Below are 17,692 nucleotides of genomic sequence, written 5' to 3'. Positions count from 1 at the left end.
GGGCCCCGGTCACACCAGCACGACGGCGAGCACCGGCTCGGAATCGGGCAGCGCCCGCACGACGGTGGCACCGTCCCCGCCGGCCTTCGCGCGCATCATCGACCGCTCCACCACCAGCAGCACCCCCGGCTCGCGCGCCGGACCGGTGGCCGGTACGAGCTCGCGGGAGGTCTCGGCGCCGAGGGCGCGTGCCGCGTCCGCCGCCCCCTCGGAGGCGGGAACCGCCCGCACCGGCCGGGCCGAGGCCCGGACGATGATCCTGGCCCGCTCGCCGAGCGCCGGATCGGCCCCGTCCAGCACCGGGACCGGAGCGCGACCGGCCGCCAGCAACATCTCCGAGACGGCGGGGGAGACCGCGAGCCGGGGCCGGAACGGTCGCAGCCACGCCGCCACCAGCAGCGCCACGAGCACGCCTGCGCCCAGCCCGGCGGCGGCCGCGGTCAGCAGGTCCGGCCCGGTGGCGGTGACCGACGCCTGCTCGTCGAGCTCACGCAGCCGCCCGGCGGGCGCCAGCAGGTCCGCGTCGATCACCTGCCGGGCGAGCGACTCGGCGAGGAGGGCCGCGGTCTCCCGGTCGTCGGTGGTCACGGACAGCCGGGCCACCCCCGAGGACGGGACCACCTCGACCGACACCGCGCCGGCGAGCGAACCCGGGTCGGGCGCACCCGGCACCTCGGCCCGGACCGCGTCCAGCACGCTCGGCGAGGTCACCACGTCCGCGATGGACGGCATCGCCAGCGAGACCACCTCGCCGTAGCTGGTGGACACCCCCGCGGCCTGCAGCGAGGTCTGCGGGTCGAGCCCCACCGGAAGCGCCAGCAGGCCGATCCGGGCCTGGTAGCTGCCGGGAAGCACCGCGAGCACGCCCCCGACGAGCAGTGCCGCGATCATCCCGCAGGCCACTGCCCTCAGCGCGATCCGCGGCCAGCGTGGTGCCGGAGTCGTCATCGGTTCACCTCGTCGCTCTCGCAGTACCGGTGCTCACAGCAGCACCACCCCCAACAGCGGGGCGGTCGGCGGCAGCGCGCCGATCGCCCCGATCAGCTCATCGGTCCGGGTCCGCCGCCGGTCGGCCACCGCGAGGACCGCGGTCCACTCCGGCGGGCCCGGCCGGTCCAGCCGGCCGGACAGGACGTGCACCGAGGTCGCGAGGCCCGGACCGGCCGCGACCACCCGGAGCGGGTCCGTCCCGGCGATCGTCCGGATCCGCTCGACGAGCACCGGATCGGCGCCGTCGAAGACCGGGACACCGTCACGACCGGCCTCAGCGAGCGCGGCCAGCAGCCGGGCGTGCGTGGCCGCCCGGCGCCGGGGCAGCAGCCACGCCCACACGGTCGTCGTCGTCACCAGGCCGGCGAGGGCGGCGAGCGCGCCCCCGAGGAGCGGATCGGGCGAGACCGGCACCACGTTCGCCCGGGTGTCCAGCAGCCGCAGGGAGCCGGCGCGGCCGAGCAGGTCGGCCTCGGCCGCCCGGGCGGCGACGGCCTCGGCCAGCTCGGCCGCCAGGTCCGGGTCGGGCGACCGGACACCGATCCGGGCCACCCCGGAGCCCGGGACGAGATCCACCGACACGGCGCCGCGCAGCTCGTCCGGCGGCGGCGCACCGGGGACCGTCGCGGCGACGTCGGCGAGCAGCGACGGCCCGGTCGCCACCTCCGACAGCGACGGCAGGGCCAGTGCCACGACCTCGCCGTACCCGGTGTGCACGGGGTTCTGCAGGTCGGGGGCGGGCGGCTGCGGGCCGGCGGCGAGCGGCCGGGCGACGACCGAGACCGACGCCTGGTAGCTCGCCGGTGCGGTCAGCACGGCCGCCAGCACGGCGGCGAACACGGCGAGACCGGCGACCACGGCGCGGGAGGCGACCCAGACGAGGCCGGGGCGCCGCGCGGCGCCGCGCAGGCGCACGTCCCGCAGCAGCGCGTCGTAGCGGTCCAGCATCGTCTCGCGGTCGTACTCGCGCTCGATGCGGGCCCGCCCGGTCACCGCCAGCGCGGCACAGCGGACCGGATCGGCCAGCAAGCCGCGCAATGCGGCGGCGACGGCTCCCGGGGATCCGGGAGGCACGAGCACCCCGCCGGAACCCTCGCCGATCACCTCCCGCAGACCGTCGACGTCGGTCGCGACCACCGGGCGGCCCAGCGCGAGCGACTCCAGGACGACCATCGGCAGGCCCTCCCAGTCGCTGGTCAGGACGGTGAGGTCGGCGGCGGCGAGCAGCAACGGCATGTCGTCGCGCTGACCGAGGAAGCAGATCTGCGGGTTGCCCCCGGCGATGTCCTCCAGGCGGGGTCGCAGCGGGCCGTCGCCGGCGAGCAGCAGCACCGCGTCGTCGGGCATCTCGCTCCACGCCTCGAGCAGGAGGTCGTGCCGCTTCTGCTCGACCATCCGGGCCGCACACAGCACGACCGGGACCCCGGGGATCAGGCCGAGCTCACGCTTGGCAGCGTCGCGGTCGGGCGGGGCGTCCGGCAGCGCGACCGCGTTGCGCACCACGGTCAGCCGGGTCGCGGGCAGACCGGCCGCGCGCAGCCGGGCGCCGATCGCCTCGGACACCGCCACGACGAGGTCCGACGTGCGGCGCAGCAGGCGGGCGGCGGGCCGGTAGTCGGCGGCACCCACGCCGTGGAACACCGTCACCAGCACCGGGCGGTGCCGCAGCCGATGGCCCGCCAGCCACACCACGAGGCTGACCAGGACGTTGTGCGCGACGACGACGTCGGGATGGGCCCGGCGCAGCGCCCGCCGGGCGTCCCGCACCGACCGGAGCAGCGGCAGCGGCGAACGGCGGGCGAGATGCATGGTCAGCGTCCGGTACCCGTCGGCGGCCAGCTCGTCGGCCCGGATCCCGCCCGAGCTGAGCACCGCGGAGACCCAGCCGCGCTGGTCACCGCCACGCACGATGTCGGCGACGAGCCGCTCGGCACCGCCGGTGCCCATCTCGTTGATGACGTGCAGCACCCGCAATCCGCTCATCCCGACCCCCCGTGCTCCGCCCGCGCGGCCAGCGCGCAGGCCGCGGCGACCATCGCGTACAACGGCATGTAGTACTGCTCGGACAGGAACGTCGACGCCACGCAGACGGCCAGCAGCGAACCCTGCACGCCAAGCGCGAGCCGCCGGTCGGGGCCGGTGCGGGCGGCGCGGACCGCGCGCTCCGAGGCCCACAGCGCCGCCCCGATCATGCCGAGGAAACCGACGGCGCCGATCAGTCCGAGCTCCGCGGCCACCTCGACGTACATGTTGTGGGCGACCGGTGTCTGTTCGGCCAGCTCCGCGTTGTGCGACACGTCGAGGTAGTTGCTGCGGAAGCCCCCGGGCCCCACCCCGAGCAGCGGCTGCTCGGGGAGCATCGACAGCGCCACCTCCCAGCGCAGCGCCCGCGCGTCGATGTTCGATCCCGCCACCTGCGTCTTCTGGAACAGCGCCGTGGAGACCGCCTCGGAGAAACCGGCGGTCACCCCGAGCGCGCCGACCACCACCGCCACGGCACCGGCCACCAGCACCCGCGCCGAGAACGCCCGCCGCACGGCCAGCCACCCGACGGCGATGCCCAGCGCGATCAGCCCGCCACGGGACACCGTCACGGCCGCACCGACGGCGAGCAGCACGAGCAGCGCGCCGACCAGCACCGCCGCCGCCCGGGACACCCGCTCCCGGCCGTCCGCCCGCCGGCGCGGCGGGATCATCGCGAGCAGCAACGGGACCGCCGCCACCAGCACGTAGGCGAGGTCGTTGGGATCCTCCATCGGCCCGGTCGCGCGCGGTTCGCCGTCGATCAGGAAGCTCCAGAGCGCCCCGCCGGCGGCCACCGCCGCACCGAGCACGGATGCGGCGACCACGACGCGCACCGGCACCTCGCGGTGCAGGGTGTCGGCGAGCGCGACCAGCGCCAGCAGGAAGGGCAGCCAGCGCTGCGCGTACTCCATCGCGTAGGTGTCGCCGTTGTGCACGGCCGTCGACGCGAGCACGGCGACGGCGAGCACGGCGACCGGCAGGTGCAGCGGCAGGAACGACGGCATCCGACGCGCGGCCAGCCGGACGCACCCCCAGGTCAGCACGAGTGCCGCGGCGGGCAGCTTGGTCAGGACGGTGCTGACGTCGAGCAGGTACCCCTCGAACGACGCGGTCGCCACGGTCAGCAGGACCAGCACCTGCAGCGCACGCGCGGCCGGACCGTCGGTGCGTCGCTCGTCGTCGAGCAGCGGCACCGACCGTGGAGCGGACAGCAGGGTCATGCCCGCGCCGCCGAGGACGTCCGTCCGAGCAGGCGGTCGTACAGCTCCAGGTGGGACCGGGCGGCGGCCGCCGCGGAGTACCGCCGGGCGGCGCGCTCGGCGAGCCGCCGCCCGGTCCGGGCGGGATCCGGATCGGCGAACAGCTCGCGCAGCGCCTCGGCGAGCGCATCGAGGTCGCCCGGTCGCGGCAGCCGCGGCGCGTCGAGCATCGTGGCCGTGTCCCCGGTGTCGGTGGCGAGCACGGGCCGGCCCGCGGCCATCGCCTCGATCACCACCAGCGGCTGCTGCTCCATCCTGGAGGGCACGACGACGGCGTCCGCGGTCCGCAGAAGTGCCGGGACGTCGGTCCGGAACCCGAGCATCCGCACCCGGCCGGCGAGATCGGGACGGGCAGCCCGTCCGGCCAGCGCCGCCCGCTCGGGCCCGTCGCCGACGATGGTCAGCGTCGCGTCCGCCGGGAACACGCCGGGCCGCGCGAGCACCTCCAGCAGATCGCTGAAACCTTTGCGGGGCAGCAGGATCCCGGCGGCCATGAGGTGCCGGACCGGGCCGCCGGGCGGCGGGCCGGGCGGTGCGGTCGGCAATCCGTTGTCGATGTGCACGAGCCGGCCGTCCGGCACCCGCAGCCGGCCGCGCAGGAACCGGCGCATCGGCTCGGCCGGGACGACGGTGCGGTCGATCAGTCGGGCGACGACCGCATCGGCGGCCAGCGTCGCCAGCGTGTAGCGGGAGGGGGCCGGTGCACCCGGACCGCGGCGGAACCACGCCTCGGTGACATCCTCGGGCACCCCGTGGTAGGTGTGCACCAGCGAGGGACCGCCGCCGCCCGGCCGGCCACGCAGGGCCGCGACCACCAGACCGGCCCGCCGGTCCTGGCCGTGCACGACGTCCGGGCCCCACGCCCGCAGCCGGGCCAGCAGCCGCCGGCCCGCCGCGACGTCGATCTTCGAGTCGACGGCGGCCTCGACGAAGACCTCGCCCGGCGCCCCGAGTGCGGCCGGGAGCCGGTACGGGAGCGGCCCGAACACCCGGATCTGCGCCGCACCGGTCGCGTGCAGCTCCGCGGCCAGCGCCAGGCACACCTCGACCGGGCCACCCCGACGCTGGGTGAGCACGAACGCCACCCGGGGTCCCGTGGTCACATCGCGTCCCGGTAGTCGCCGGGCAGCGCGGCGGCCGCGATCGGCGCGATCGCGCGGCGCCCGGCGTGCCGTGGCCCGCGCGGCCGGTCGGGCGTCCTCTCCGGACGCGCGTCGGAGGCGAGCATCAGGGCCGCGTCAGCACGTCGATCCGGAACCCGGCCTCGTGCGGTCCGAGCTTCTCGAGGACCCGGGCCACCGGATGGCCGAGCCCGGCGTCGGCCCCCAGCCGCAGCGCCAGATCGTGCACCTGGTCGGCGTGCACCGGCTGGTTGAACCGCCCGAGGTAGTGCAGCAGCACCAGCCGGCCGCCGGGGCGCAGCCGGTCGATCATCGTGCGGAGCCCGATCTCGACCGTGCCCGCCTCCCACAGGTAGATCACGTCGGAGCAGACGATCAGGTCGAAGGTCCCCTCCGGGAAGTCCAGCGGGAGCGTGCGCCGGTCCGGCACGACCTCGGGTCGGTCGGCGAAGCGGCGGCGCACCCGCTGCACCGCCACCTCGGAGATGTCGGCGGCGACGAGGCGCCGGCAGCGCGGGGCGAGCTGGTCGGTGAAGGCCCCCTCCGCGGCCCCGACCTCCAGCGCGTTGTCGAACGGGCCGTCGCCGCACGCCTCGAGCAGCGCGGCGTACTTCTCCCGCTCGTAGTCCTTCCGCTCGAACCCGTACGGGTCCTCGGCGGCGCCGTAGAACTCCTCGTGGTGGGAGCGGCTCCAACCCGGCTGCCACAGCCAGCCCCAGTCGGCGACCCTGGGGCCCAGCTCGGGCCTGCGGCGGACCGCGGCCCGGACCGCACCCCGGGCCACCGGGGCGATCACCACCACCCCCGCCTTGGCGACCCTGCGTACCGGTAGGGGAACCCTGCTCGCCATCCGTCGCTCCAGTCGGTTGATCGTCGACGTCGTGAGCTGAGTTCGGTCGTTCAGCACCCTCCGTTACGTCGATCGGCCGTTCGTGCGGCGACCGCCACGCCGGGTCCGGAGCAGTGCCCGCTCTGTAACGATTCGACCGGTGTCCTGCGAGTAGCTGTCGCACGGGCCGCAGGAGGAGAGGTCATGCCGGTAACCGAGCCACGTTTCAGTTTCCTGTCCACCGCCTACCGCACCGAGGACCGGGTCTCCGGGATGATCGACTCCGTGCGGGCGCAGACCGACCCGGACTGGGAGCTCGTCGTCGTCGACAACGGCATGTCCGACGAGATGGCCCGGATCGTCCGTGGCTACGCCGACCGCGATCCGCGGGTCCGCCTGGTCCGCCAGCCCAACCGCGGGCTCGCCGGCGGCATGAATACCGCCTCCGACCACGCCCGGGGCCGCGTCCTCACCCTGCTCAACAGCGACGACCGGGTGCTTCCCGGCTTCTGCGAGCGGCTCGGCGGGGTGCTCGACGCCCGCCCCGAGGTCGACGCCGTGACCTGCGACGCCTGGTTCTTCTCGGCCACCACCGGGGAGCGGCTGCCCCGCTCCTACCGGGAGAACGCGGGCGCCCGGGTTCCCGACGAGCGCCGGGTGCTCACGCTGCCCGAGCTGATCGAGGAGCCCTGCCCCTACTACACGGCGGCGGTCCGCCGCGAGACGTGGGAGGCGCACGGCCGGATCGACGACGAGTTCGCCACCGTCGGTGACCTCCTGGTGTTCGTCCGGATCGCGGCCGCCGGCGGCGCGATCGTCACCCTCCCCGACCGGCTCGCCGAGTACGAGCAGGCCGACGTCTCGGTCTCCCGGGGCGCCGAGGCGGTGCTGCGGGTCGAGGCACAGCGCGAGAAGCTGCTGGTCCGCGTCGCCGAGGAGGCAGGCCGCGACGACGTGACGGCCGCCCTGCACCGCGAGCTGCGGCGGAGCCGGCACCGCCGGGCCGTCGTGGAGGCCCGGATCGCCCTGCTCGAGGGCGACGTCCCGGAGGCTCGCTCGCAGGTCCGGCGGGCCCTGCGCTACCGCCGGGACCTGCGCACCCTCGCCATCGGCGGCGGGCTCGCCGTGGCGCCGCAGCGGATGCGCGGCACCTACCGGCGGCGGCACGGCATCGCGTCCCCGCCCACCAGGATTCCGGATCCGACGAACGCACCGTGACGACCGACGACCGCTCCGAGGTCGGCTCGCTCGGCCGGACGCTGCGCAACGGAGCCCTGATCTCCACGGCGACGTTCGTCGTGCTGCAGATCGTCGCCATGGTGCAGATCGTGGCGCTCGCCCGGCTGCTCACCCCCGCCGAGATCGGCCTGTACGCGATCGGCACGGTGCTCACCGGATTCCTGGTGTCGACCTCGGCCGACGGGCTCGCGGTCGCCCTCGTCCAGCGCGACCGCGGCGAGGACGATCTCGAGGCCACCGCGAACACGGTCTTCTGGGCGTCGCTCGGTACCGGGCTGCTGCTCTCGCTGGGTGCGCTGGCCTCGGCCCCGTTGATCGGGACGGTGTTCGGCATGCCGTCGGCCGGTGTGGTCGCGGCGGCGGTGTCCGGTGTGACCCTGCTGCACGCGCTGACCGTGGTCCCGGACGCGCTGATGCAACGGCGGTTCGACTTCCGGCGCCGGTTGATCGTCAACCCGGGCATGGCCCTGACCAACACCGGGACCGCGATCGGGTGCGCCCTCGCCGGCATGGGCGTGTGGAGCCTGGTGATCGCGAACTACGCGGCGCACGTGGTGTGGATCGTGCTCACCTGGACGCTGTGCGGCTGGCGGCCGCGCCGCGGCCGGGCGTCGGTGCGCTTGTGGCGGGAGCTGGCCCGGTTCTCCATGCCGCTGGTGCTGAACGGGACGGCCTGGCGGTTGCGCGAGGTGATCGAGACCGTGCTGGTGGGGCGCCGGCTCGACGAGGCGGCGGTCGGCTGGTTCCGCTACGGACGCCGGCTGGCGATGCTGCCCGGCACGGCCGTCGTCGAGATCGGTGGCTACGTGCTGCTGCCGGCGTTCGCCCGGCTGGCCGGCCAGCCGGAGCGGTTCCGTGCGGCCTTCGGGCGGGCGCTCGCCGCGGTGTGGACGATGGCGGTCGCGCTGGCCGCGATCATGGTCGCGGTCGGTGAGCCGATCGTCGCGCTGGTACTCGGGGAGCCGTGGCGCCCGGCAGGCGTCGCGCTGGCCGCGATGGCCGGGTTCGTGCTCGGGGAGGGCCTGGGCGCGGTCGCCGACGAGGCGGTCAAGGGCAGCGGGCGCTCACATCTGCTGCACGCGACGACGGTCGTCGGGCTGGTCTCGACGGTCGGGCTGCTCTGGCTGCTGATCCCGTTCGGGCTGCTCGGCGTCGGCCTCGCCATCTCCGGTGCCGCCGTGCTGACCGGCCTGACCGGCCTGGTGATGGCCGGGCTGGCGATCCGCAGCAGCCCGGTCGCGCTGCTGGGACGCCTCGTCCCGGCGACGATCGCGGGTGCGTTCGCCGCCGGGACCGTCTGGTACCTCGAGCACGAGGTCGTCCGGTCGACGGAGCTGGGGCTCGTCGGTGGCCTGGCCGCCGTACTCGGCGAGATCGTGCTGGTGCTGGTCCTGTTCGCCGGGGTGCTGGCGCTGGTCGCTCCGGCGACGGCGCGCGACCTGGTCGGGTCGCTGCGCCGGTTCGCCGCCGCCCGGAGCTGAGGCGGGGCCGGGCCGGGCTCAGGAGAACAGCTTCTCCTGCTCCTCCCGCAGCGCGTCGATCAGCCGCCCCGGCGGCAGCGTCACGTCGTCGTAGGTGAGCACCTCGTCCTTCGCGACGTCCCGGGTGAGCACCCCGCCCTCGGCGACCCCCATCGGCAGCAGCCTCTCCGACCGGGTCACCGGCGACGCCTCGGCGACGCCGTAGCTGTCGTAACCGCCCAGCCCGTCCAGGGTGTGCCCGGCCTTCAGGTCCCGCTTGGCGGTGGCGACGACGTCGACCCGCTGCGCCCCCGGCGGGGTCAGCGCGGCGTCGGCGAAGTCGACGGCCCGCACGATGGTGTTCGGGACCTCGAAGTGGCACAGGTGGTACGGGGTGTAGAAGCTGTACAGCGGGCCCTCGCCGAGCTTGTACAGGTTCAGGTAGTGCTGCTGCTTCGGGTCGTCGTGGGTGCCGAGCACGTAGATGCCGGGGCCGGGCTTCGCGCCGACCACGTAGTCGACGACGCCGCCCAGCTCGCGCAGCTCCTCGACGTCGTAGACGCTCGTCAGCTCGTCGACGTGGCCGGCGTGGTCACGGCCGTACATCCCGCGCTCACCGACGGTGAAGCCGAACGCGTTCGCCACGATCGCCTGCTCGAACGACACCTTGGTGCCGTCGGCGAAGCTGGTGACCATGTAGGGGTCCTGCCCCCACTTCTCGGCGAAGCCCTGCTGCGTGGTCGGGTTGCGGTACTCGTCCTGCAGGCCCTTGATGTTGCCCGCGACCAGCGGCGTGATGCCGATGCCCTTCACGAACCGCAGCAGGTTCGCCTGCACGCCCGGCTGGTCGCCGTCCGCCCCGGTCAGCACGACGCCCGCTTGCCGCGCCTTCTCGGCGAGCAGCGGTCCGACGGTGCCGTCCAGCTCGGCGTTCATGGTGACGACGGGCAGGCCGCGCTCGATCGCGGCGACGGTGACCCGGGCGGCGAACTCGACCGCACCGGTGACGTCGACGAGCACGTCGATGTTCTCGGCGGCGAGCAGCGCGAACGCGTCCCCGAGGACGGCCGGGGTGCCCTGGGCGATCGCGGCCTCGACCTCGCCGGTGGTGGACACCTCGACCGGGGTGAGCCCGGCCTCGGTGTAGGCGCGCACCGCGGTCGGCACGGTCCGGTTGGCGATCGCGACGACGTCCATCCCGGGCGTCGAGTTGACGATCTGGTTGACCAGGCCGCGGCCCATGAACCCGGCGCCGACCAGGCCGACCTTGATCGGGCGGTTCTCCGCGGCGCGCTTGGCGAGCGCGGTGTCCAGGATCAGCATCAGCGGGCCCCGCTCGTCACGGCCGGGAAGTCGGCGTTGTCGGCCAGCAGCGGCCAGTTCGCGTCCTTGTCCGAGATGTGCGCGATCTCGACCGGCCAGTCCACGTCCAGCGCCGGGTCGTTCCAGCGCAGCCCGCGCTCCGCACCCGGGGTGTAGGGGGTGGAGACCTGGTAGATGGTGGTCGCGTCCGGGGTGAGGGTCAGGTAGGCGTGCGCGAAGTTCCGCGGCACGTACATGGCCCGGTAGTTGTCCTGGGACAGCTCCGCCCCGAACCACTGCAGGTAGGTGTCGGACTCGGGCCGCAGGTCGACGATCACGTCGTAGATCGCGCCGCGGACGCAGCGGATGACCTTGACCTCCGCGTTCGGCTCCAGCTGGTAGTGGAAGCCGCGCAGGGTGCCCGCCTCGTGGTTGTACGAGAGGTTGCACTGGCTGATCGTCGGGTCCAGCCCGGCGTCGACGAACTCCTGCTCGCAGAAGGCGCGGGCGAAGAAGCCGCGGTCGTCGGAGAGCTTCTTGAGGTCGATCAGGGCCGATCCGGCGAGCGGGGTCGGGTGGATGTCCATACCTTCAGCGTCGCCCATCGGTGTCCCGGGGTTGCGTCCGGCCTCCACATGGTGACGGGTGCAACGCAGCCCGTCGGCCCAGCGTGGTCGCCGCGACACGGAACGTCGCCGGCCGCACCACGCACCGATCTCACGGCGCCCCGGCTACGGTCGGCCGAAACCGGACAGAACGCACCGCAGGAGCATCATGAGCCGGAAGGTCCGTTACCTCGTCGGGGCCGGGGTGCTGCTCGCGCTGCTGGTCGTCGCCGTCCCGTTCGTCTACGCCCGCTGGATCGCCCCGGACGCGGCGGCCCCCCTCGCGATCACCCCGGGCTCCGGTGCCGCGGCCGGGGAGCTGGCGGGCAGCTACACCGTCGGGCCGGGGTCCGAGGCCGGCTACCGCGTCGGTGAGCTGCTGTTCGGTCAGCGCGTCGAGGCGGTCGGCCGCACCTCCGGGGTCTCCGGCCCGGTCGAGCTGTCCGGGACCGAGGTCACCTCCGGCGAGGTCACCGTCGACATGAGCACCGTGACCAGCGACGACGGCCGCCGCGACGAGTACTTCCTCGGCGACCTCATGGAGACCGGCCGGTACCCGACGGCGGTGTTCACCCTGACCGGTCCGCTGGATCTCGGCCCGGAGTTCGCCGACGGCACCCCGGCCGAGGTCACCGCCACCGGCACGCTCACCGTGAAGGACGTGACCCGCGAGGTCACTTTCCCGCTCACCGCCGCGCGCGACGGCGACACCGTCAACGCCTCCGGCGCGATCCCGATCACCTTCACCGACTTCGGCATCGAGCCGCCCGCCTTCGGCGACGTCGTGACGGTCGACGACACCGGTGAGGTCGAGTTCCTGCTCGCACTGACTCCCGCGGGCTGAGGCCCGCCCGGAAACACCGGCATCGCCGACCACCGAACGGGCCGCCGGTCGCGCAGCGTGACCGGTCCGGCGCTGCAGGCGGGCGAGCACGGAACGTTGTCGGGCGATCACCCGACGGGGTAACGCCAAGCGACGTCCCAACGACGAGAAGGGCGTCCGGTCCCGATCCCCCGAAGGAGCCGTTTCCACTCGTGAGCACCTTCCCGGACGTATCCCGCGGGCCCGAGGCCACCGTGCCCGGCACCCGCGGAATACGAATCGCCCTCCCCGAGCAACGCCGGCACCCCCGTCCCGAGGCGCCCGGCGCCCGCTGGCAACGGCGCTTCTCCCGCCTGGTCGCGGTGGGCGACCTGACGACGATCGCCGTCGTCGTCACGGTCTGTGTGCTCGCCGGCCTCACCGGCCAGGAGGCCGCCGACCGGGCACGGCTGTGGACCGGGCTGCTGGCGGCCGGGCTGCTCGCGCTCGCCCTGCCGATCCTGCGGGTCTGGGACGGCAGGGTGCTGGGCCAGGGATCGGCCGAGTTCGTCCGGCTGGGACGGGCGGTGGTGCTGGCCGACGTCGCGCTCGCCCTCGGCGGGCTGGCGCTGCTGGTCCAGTCGTCGCGGGAATGGGTGTTCCTGCTGGTGCCGCTCACCGGCCTGGCGATGCTCGGTACCCGGTTCGCGCTGCGCAAGTGCCTGCACCACCAGCGTGCACGCGGGCGCGGGCTGCTGCCGGTGCTCGCGGTCGGCTCCGAGGAAGCGGTCGGCGACCTGATCCGGCGCACCCGCCGGGACCCGTACTTCGGCTGGAACGTGACCGGGGTCTGCACCCCGACCGGCGACGGCCACAGAGCATCGAGGACGTGCCCGTGCTGGGCGATCTGGACTCGGTGCCGTCGCTCGCGACGGACGGCACCCACGGCGTCGTCGCGGTGTGCCGCGCACCGGGCTGGGGCCCGGCCCGGCTGCACCGGCTCGCCTGGCAGCTGGAGGGCAGCCGGACCGAGCTCGCCGTGGATCCGGGCCTGATGGAGATCGCCGGTCCGCGCATGCACATCACCCCGGTGGACGGCCTGCCCCTGCTGCGCCTGTCCGAGCCGCGGTTCTCCGGTGTCGCGCGGGCGGTGAAGCACACCACGGACAAGCTCGTGGCCGCCCTGCTGCTGCTCCTGGTCGCCCCGGTGTTCCTGACACTCGCGGTGCTGGTGAAGCTGCACGACCGGGGACCGGTGTTCTTCGCCCAGGAGCGGGTCGGCACGAGCGGCCGAACCTTCCGGATGATCAAGTTCCGGTCGATGGTGACGGACGCCGAGGCCCGGCTCGCCGAGCTGGCGCAGCGCAACGACGGCGCCGGCCCGCTGTTCAAGATGCGGCAGGACCCGCGGGTCACCCCGATCGGCGCGTGGCTGCGCAAGTACTCCCTCGACGAGCTGCCCCAGCTGCTCAACGTGCTCAACGGCTCGATGAGCCTGGTCGGCCCCCGGCCGCCACTGCCCAGGGAGGTCGCCGGATACGCCGACGACGCCCGCCGCCGGCTGCTGGTGCGGCCGGGGATGACCGGCCTGTGGCAGGTCAGCGCGGGCGCAGCTCGCTCACCTGGGAGGAGTCGATCCGGCTCGATCTGCGCTATGTGGAGAACTGGTCGGTGGCGCTGGACCTGCTGATCCTGTGGAAGACGTTCGGCGCGGTGCTGCGCAGCAGGGGCGCCTACTGAGCCCCGGTGCCCGTCAACCGGGGCTCCCGGCGACGAACTCGAACCGTGCACCGGCGAGATCGGCCGGGACCCGGAACGTCGGCGCCGTTCCGCCCGGCGTCCACCCACCGGGGAGCAGGTAGTACGTCCGGTCGGCGAACACCAGCAGCCGGAGGCCGCTGTAGCGGTAGGTGAATCCGTCCGGCTCGGCGGCCTCGATCACCGCCTCCGAGACACCGGGGCCGGTCAGCTGGAGCCTGCGGGTACTGACCACGACGACACCCGGCCGCTGATCGAGCCGGCTCGCGTAGTGATCGGCGAGGCCGCGGCCGATCGCCCGGGCATACTCGGTGACCAGCCAGAACGAGGACGCGACGAGCAGCATGACGGTGAGTGCGACGACCGCCGTCCGGGCTGCGGCCGACTCCGGGACGGCACCGTCCCACCGCTCCCGCCAGCGCCGGACGATCCACCGGCCGTAGGCCGTCAGCACGACGGCAACGACGAGCAGCGCCGGCGTGGCGAACACCGGTGCGCGGCCGGCCGCGCCGGTCACCGAGTGGACGATGCCCGCGAACAGCCCACCGAGACCGATCGCGACGAGTACCCGGCCGGCCCGGAGCAGCCGCCGGTCCGCAGAGCGGTGCACGGCCTGCCGCACGTGACCGTGCAGGACGACCGCACCGAGCGCGACGAGCAGGCCGATCCCGATCGGCCCGTACAGCGGCTCGACGCTGCGCAGGAGGTAGTCCTGGGTGGTGAACCCGAGCACCGCGACGTCGACCCCGAAGTAGGAGAACAGCGTGTAGGACCGGATCCAGCCGAAGTAGTAGAGCAGCGCGGTGAGCAGGCTCGCCGGTGCCACCACGGCCGCGACCGCCTGCATCGTGCCGTGGAAGGTCGAGCCGGGCGACTCCGGCTCCGGCGCCACCGGCCGGGTGCGGGCCGGGTGCTCGGGGCCGGCCCGGTCAGCCACCGCCGGTCCCGACCAGGCCGAACGGGCCGTCGTCGTTGCGGACGGACTCGGTCCACATGATGATCGTCCGGTCGCCGGAGGTCTGCCGCTCGAAGTTCCGGCCGGTCTCGATCCCGGTCTCGGGCTCCGGCTCGCACGGGAAGTAGGTCTCGGCCGTGCAGACGTGGAGGAGATCGAGGCGGAGACCGGCTTCGGCGGGGCCGGTCCGGTCCGGTCGGAAGACGACGTCGAACGTGCACTCCGCGCCGGCGGGCAGGGCCTGCCCGGAGCAGCCGTCGTCGGCGACGGTGAACTGCGGACGCTCGCCGGAGTCGTCCTCCGTGAGCTCCACCCGCACGATCACGATCTCGTGGTCGGGATAACCGGCGACGGTGAGGGTCGTCCGTCCGGAGGCGCCCAGCGGCACGACTCCGATGTCGTAGGCGGGCGCACCGAGCGTGAACGGAGCACCCAGGATCGGGCCGAACGGCGTGAAGCTCGGCCCGCTGAGCCCGCTCGACTCGGGAGCGAGCGGCGAGGTCAGGGCGGGGGCGGCCAGCGTGCCCGCCGACGGTTCCGCACCGGCGGACGAGGGAGGTTCACCTGCTGCCGGTTCCTGCTCCGGGGGTCCGGAGGCGAGCCCGTCCGGGCTGTCCGGGCCGTCCGGGCGCTCCGGCTCCGCCCGGCCGTTGCCGGGCGCCGGATCTCCGGGTTCGGGCGGATCCGCTCCCCGCTCGACCGGCGACCCGGGTGGCGGCTCAGACAGCCCTCCCACGGGCGGCGACCCGGGTACTGGCTCCGCCGGAGGTGACCCGGGCACCGGTTCGGCCCACGGCCGCGGACGCTCCGCCGTCGGAGCGCCCGGGGACGGTCCGACCTGCTCGTCCCCCGCCGCCGAGGGGACGACGGGTGGCAGCGGCGGCTGCGGTGTGCTCGCGTCGCCGCACCCGATGACGAACGCGACCGCGGCCAGGAGCACAAGACGCAGCACCGGTACCCGCACCCGCGCCCCCTCGGTTCCCGCTACCCGGTCACCAAGTCGAACACCGGGCGTGGTCTCCGGGCCACCACAGTTCTGATGATGTGCAGCGGCAGCGCACGCCGGCGACCGTCGTCGCTCACTGCTTCCAGGCGTCGATCCAGCTCATGAGCTGGAAGGTCCTCCGCAAGATCCGCAGTTGCCCGCAGCGAGCGACCACGCTGGTCCAGGCCGTGATGGTCTTGATCCAGACCAGCTGAAATCAAGGTGGAAAGCGTTCACTGACTCGTGGGCCGTCGGCCCGGGCGATCCGTCACGCCTGGCTGGTCGACCAGATCCGCGAGGTTCACCAGGCGTCGAACGGCACCTACGGCGCGCGGCGGGTGCACGCTGAGCTCACCCTCGGTCGGGGCATCGCCGTCGGGCACAACGCGGTCGCGATGCTCATGGCGCGCAACGACATCCGAGGGGTCGCTGGCTGGGCGTTGGCCCGTTCTCCGGGACCGCGCTGGCGTGCGTGCGCGACGTTGACCTGCTTCTGTGCCCGCGACAGCCGCCGGTAGCGGCCGGTGTCGGAGTCGAGCCGGCGACGGCGCTGCGGAACCTGGATGGATGGACCGCCACCCTGGTAGGCGGTGTCGGCGACCGTCGAGATGCCTGCCGTGTTCAGGGCGTCGATGATTCCGTGTTCGCGGGCGGCGCCCATGTCGTGGCGGGCGCCCGGAAGGGCTGGTGAGGCCCAGATCAGCCTGCCGGCGGGGTCGGCGATGACCTGCACGTTCACGCCGTGGCGCTTGTGTTTGCCGGAGTAGAACGCTCGGTCATATCCCGATCCCATACCGACCCGGTCGATCGCGAGCAGCGTGCCGTCGAGGATCACGAACGCCTTGCGGCGGGCCACGTCGAGGGCCTGGTCCAGGGCCGGTGCGAGCGCGGCGAGGACGTCGACGCCTTCGCGGACGTAGCGGAACACCGTCGTGGTGCCGACCCCGAATCCGGTGGCCAGGGCGGTGTAGGTCTCGCCCTTGTTCAGGTGCGCCAGCACCAGCAACGCCTGCTCACCCGGTGAGAGTCGGCGCCATCGGCTCCGCATCACGGTTCGGCGGTGGCGTAGCGCGTCGGCGAGGGTCTGCACGGCGCGGTTGGACACGGGCATCGACGACGGGTAGACAAGCACCCTGAAGCTCCTGGTTGAGACGGGTTGATCTAGGCAATCACCCATCTACCAGGAGCTTCACCCACTTCAGCGACACCACGCCGCAGGCCGACCAACCTCATGATCACCAGGTTGGGAAGCGTTCAGTGCCTCGTAGTAGCCGGACTTGGCCACCCCGAGCACTCGGGTGGCCATCTGCACCGGCAGGCCCTCGCCGGCCATCACCGCGATCGCTGCGTACCGCCTTTTGGGGGCACCACCTTCCCCAGCAGCTCCGAGGCCCGGCGGTGAATCGCCAACTCGGTCTCCAGCTCGGCGATCCGCCGGTTCGCCGCCGTCAGCTCGGCCTTCTCGACGCTGGTCAAACCCGGTTGCAGGCCCTTGTCAATCCGGTCCTGGCGGCGCCACGTGTAGATCGACTGCGCACTGGGCCTTTGCCAACCTGCTGGACGGGCAGGTCAGAGCGGGTGCGGCGTGGCGTGACCTCGAATGGGTGAAGCTCTTGGTAGACGGGCGATTGCCTAGATCAGTCCGTCCAACCAGGAGCTTCGAAGTGTTGTCCTACCCGTCCGGGATGACCGTGTCCAGCCGCGCCCTCGGCGTGCTCGCCGACGCGCTTCGATCACACCGCGACGAGCGCCGAACCCGCTGGCGTAAGTTGCCCGCCGGCCGCCAGGCCCTGCTCGTAGTCGCCTACCTGCGTAAGGGCGAGACCTACGCCGACCTGGCCTGCGGGTTCGAGATCGGCACCTCGACGGTCTACCGCTACATCCGGGAGGCCCTCGACCTGCTCGCCGCCATGGCCCCGACACTCGAGCAAGCGATCGACCTCGCACGCGGGAAGGCGTTCGTGATCCTCGACGGCACCCTGCTGCGCATCGACCGAGTCGGTATGGCATCGGGGTACGACCGCGCGTTCTACTCCGGCAAGCACAAGGCCCACGGGCTGAATGTGCAGGTCATCGCCGACCCTGTCGGGCGGTTGGTGTGGATCTCCCCGCCGCTTCCCGGGGCACGGCACGATATGGGAGCCGCTCGCGAGCACGGCATCATCGACGCGCTGGCCGAGCACGAGATCTCGGCGGCGGCTGATACCGCCTATCAGGGCGCCGGCCCGACGGTCGCGGTCCCGCAGCGGCGTCGACGCAAGGACCCGGGTGTCCGGGGACGGGCTGTGGTGTCGGTCGGTGGACGACCTGACGTGTCGTTGGCCCGGGCGGGATCATGACACAGCAGCCGGGACGGCGGACA

At 73.7% G+C, this 17,692-nt stretch carries 19 protein-coding genes and 2 pseudogenes; 9 read left to right on the top strand and 12 right to left on the bottom strand.

What is annotated here, in order from left to right; genetic code table 11:
• Positions 1-9: 9 nt before the first annotated feature.
• The 6 genes from ACVJO7_RS29450 to ACVJO7_RS29425 are packed head-to-tail and all read right to left on the bottom strand — an operon-like array spanning position 10 to position 6,245.
• On the bottom strand, positions 10-948 hold the full coding sequence (locus tag ACVJO7_RS29450; protein WP_491675630.1) for a YveK family protein: 939 nt from the start codon (positions 946-948) through the stop codon (positions 10-12).
• A 33-nt stretch (positions 949-981) separates the two neighbouring features.
• Positions 982-2,973, bottom strand: a complete 1,992-nt coding sequence (locus ACVJO7_RS29445) for a glycosyltransferase family 4 protein (RefSeq protein ID WP_491675629.1) — start codon at positions 2,971-2,973, stop codon at positions 982-984.
• Entirely contained in the window at positions 2,970-4,235 is a 1,266-nt protein-coding gene (locus ACVJO7_RS29440; RefSeq protein WP_491675628.1) for an O-antigen ligase family protein, read from the bottom strand. The genes ACVJO7_RS29445 and ACVJO7_RS29440 overlap by 4 nt, the downstream gene beginning before the upstream one ends.
• The gene (locus ACVJO7_RS29435; protein WP_491675627.1) at positions 4,232-5,377 is read right to left on the bottom strand and encodes a glycosyltransferase family 4 protein; all 1,146 of its coding nucleotides are present in this window, start codon (positions 5,375-5,377) and stop codon (positions 4,232-4,234) included. The genes ACVJO7_RS29440 and ACVJO7_RS29435 overlap by 4 nt, the downstream gene beginning before the upstream one ends.
• A complete protein-coding gene (locus tag ACVJO7_RS29430) occupies positions 5,374-5,502 on the bottom strand; it encodes a hypothetical protein (RefSeq protein ID WP_491675626.1) in 129 nt (42 codons plus the stop codon). The genes ACVJO7_RS29435 and ACVJO7_RS29430 overlap by 4 nt, the downstream gene beginning before the upstream one ends.
• Positions 5,502-6,245 carry an SAM-dependent methyltransferase gene (locus tag ACVJO7_RS29425; protein ID WP_491675625.1) on the bottom strand — a complete coding sequence of 248 codons (744 nt, stop codon included), beginning with the start codon at positions 6,243-6,245 and terminating at the stop codon, positions 5,502-5,504. The genes ACVJO7_RS29430 and ACVJO7_RS29425 overlap by 1 nt, the downstream gene beginning before the upstream one ends.
• Before the next feature lie 183 nt (positions 6,246-6,428).
• On the opposite strand from ACVJO7_RS29425, the gene ACVJO7_RS29420 reads away from it, so the two are divergent.
• Both ACVJO7_RS29420 and ACVJO7_RS29415 read left to right on the top strand, forming a co-directional pair.
• Complete coding sequence (locus ACVJO7_RS29420) at positions 6,429-7,442, top strand: glycosyltransferase (RefSeq protein WP_491675624.1); 1,014 nt, start codon at positions 6,429-6,431, stop codon at positions 7,440-7,442.
• Positions 7,439-8,944 (top strand): oligosaccharide flippase family protein, encoded by a 1,506-nt coding sequence (locus ACVJO7_RS29415; protein WP_491675623.1) that lies wholly within the window; start codon positions 7,439-7,441, stop codon positions 8,942-8,944. Before ACVJO7_RS29420 ends, ACVJO7_RS29415 begins: the two co-directional genes overlap by 4 nt.
• A gap of 18 nt (positions 8,945-8,962) precedes the next feature.
• Here the strand turns inward: ACVJO7_RS29415 and ACVJO7_RS29410 are convergent, their stop codons facing one another.
• On the bottom strand, positions 8,963-10,246 hold the full coding sequence (locus ACVJO7_RS29410) for an NAD(P)H-dependent oxidoreductase (protein WP_491675622.1): 1,284 nt from the start codon (positions 10,244-10,246) through the stop codon (positions 8,963-8,965).
• On the bottom strand, positions 10,246-10,812 hold the full coding sequence (gene rfbC, locus ACVJO7_RS29405; protein ID WP_491675621.1) for a dTDP-4-dehydrorhamnose 3,5-epimerase: 567 nt from the start codon (positions 10,810-10,812) through the stop codon (positions 10,246-10,248). The genes ACVJO7_RS29410 and rfbC overlap by 1 nt, the downstream gene beginning before the upstream one ends.
• A 187-nt stretch (positions 10,813-10,999) precedes the next feature.
• Between rfbC and ACVJO7_RS29400 the strand changes: the two genes are divergently transcribed.
• The 4 genes from ACVJO7_RS29400 (at position 11,000) to ACVJO7_RS29385 (ending at position 13,372) form a co-directional block, all read left to right on the top strand.
• Positions 11,000-11,674 carry a YceI family protein gene (locus ACVJO7_RS29400; RefSeq protein WP_491675620.1) on the top strand — a complete coding sequence of 225 codons (675 nt, stop codon included), beginning with the start codon at positions 11,000-11,002 and terminating at the stop codon, positions 11,672-11,674.
• 233 nt (positions 11,675-11,907) lie between these two features.
• The gene (locus ACVJO7_RS29395; protein WP_491675619.1) at positions 11,908-12,687 is read left to right on the top strand and encodes a nucleoside-diphosphate sugar epimerase/dehydratase; all 780 of its coding nucleotides are present in this window, start codon (positions 11,908-11,910) and stop codon (positions 12,685-12,687) included.
• Positions 12,672-13,322 carry a sugar transferase gene (locus ACVJO7_RS29390; RefSeq protein WP_491675618.1) on the top strand — a complete coding sequence of 217 codons (651 nt, stop codon included), beginning with the start codon at positions 12,672-12,674 and terminating at the stop codon, positions 13,320-13,322. The genes ACVJO7_RS29395 and ACVJO7_RS29390 overlap by 16 nt, the downstream gene beginning before the upstream one ends.
• Positions 13,289-13,372, top strand: coding sequence for a hypothetical protein (locus ACVJO7_RS29385; RefSeq protein ID WP_491675662.1), 84 nt, complete (start codon positions 13,289-13,291; stop codon positions 13,370-13,372). Before ACVJO7_RS29390 ends, ACVJO7_RS29385 begins: the two co-directional genes overlap by 34 nt.
• Before the next feature lie 13 nt (positions 13,373-13,385).
• Here the strand turns inward: ACVJO7_RS29385 and ACVJO7_RS29380 are convergent, their stop codons facing one another.
• The gene (locus tag ACVJO7_RS29380) at positions 13,386-14,327 is read right to left on the bottom strand and encodes a hypothetical protein (RefSeq protein ID WP_491675617.1); all 942 of its coding nucleotides are present in this window, start codon (positions 14,325-14,327) and stop codon (positions 13,386-13,388) included.
• Entirely contained in the window at positions 14,320-15,081 is a 762-nt protein-coding gene (locus ACVJO7_RS29375) for a hypothetical protein (RefSeq protein ID WP_491675616.1), read from the bottom strand. The genes ACVJO7_RS29380 and ACVJO7_RS29375 overlap by 8 nt, the downstream gene beginning before the upstream one ends.
• Before the next feature lie 308 nt (positions 15,082-15,389).
• Between ACVJO7_RS29375 and ACVJO7_RS29370 the strand changes: the two genes are divergently transcribed.
• Positions 15,390-15,545, top strand: coding sequence for a hypothetical protein (locus tag ACVJO7_RS29370; RefSeq protein WP_491675615.1), 156 nt, complete (start codon positions 15,390-15,392; stop codon positions 15,543-15,545).
• Between the two features lie 123 nt (positions 15,546-15,668).
• On the top strand, positions 15,669-15,848 hold the full coding sequence (locus ACVJO7_RS29365; protein ID WP_491675661.1) for a hypothetical protein: 180 nt from the start codon (positions 15,669-15,671) through the stop codon (positions 15,846-15,848).
• Here ACVJO7_RS29365 and ACVJO7_RS29360 read toward each other — a convergent pair.
• Together ACVJO7_RS29360 and ACVJO7_RS29355 are read right to left on the bottom strand one after the other, a co-directional pair.
• Positions 15,767-16,462, bottom strand: a pseudogene (locus ACVJO7_RS29360) (transposase family protein); the annotation flags it as partial. The gene ACVJO7_RS29365 and the pseudogene ACVJO7_RS29360 overlap by 82 nt on opposite strands.
• Before the next feature lie 200 nt (positions 16,463-16,662).
• The gene (locus ACVJO7_RS29355) at positions 16,663-16,806 is read right to left on the bottom strand and encodes a hypothetical protein (protein ID WP_491675614.1); all 144 of its coding nucleotides are present in this window, start codon (positions 16,804-16,806) and stop codon (positions 16,663-16,665) included.
• A 188-nt stretch (positions 16,807-16,994) separates the two neighbouring features.
• Here ACVJO7_RS29355 and ACVJO7_RS29350 point away from each other — a divergent pair.
• Positions 16,995-17,585: pseudogene (locus tag ACVJO7_RS29350) on the top strand (transposase family protein); the annotation flags it as partial.
• Positions 17,586-17,692 lie beyond the last annotated feature (107 nt).

The sequence above is a fragment of the Pseudonocardia sp. DxW genome, from assembly GCF_058448985.1.
This window is presented reverse-complemented; position numbering and strand designations above follow the sequence as displayed.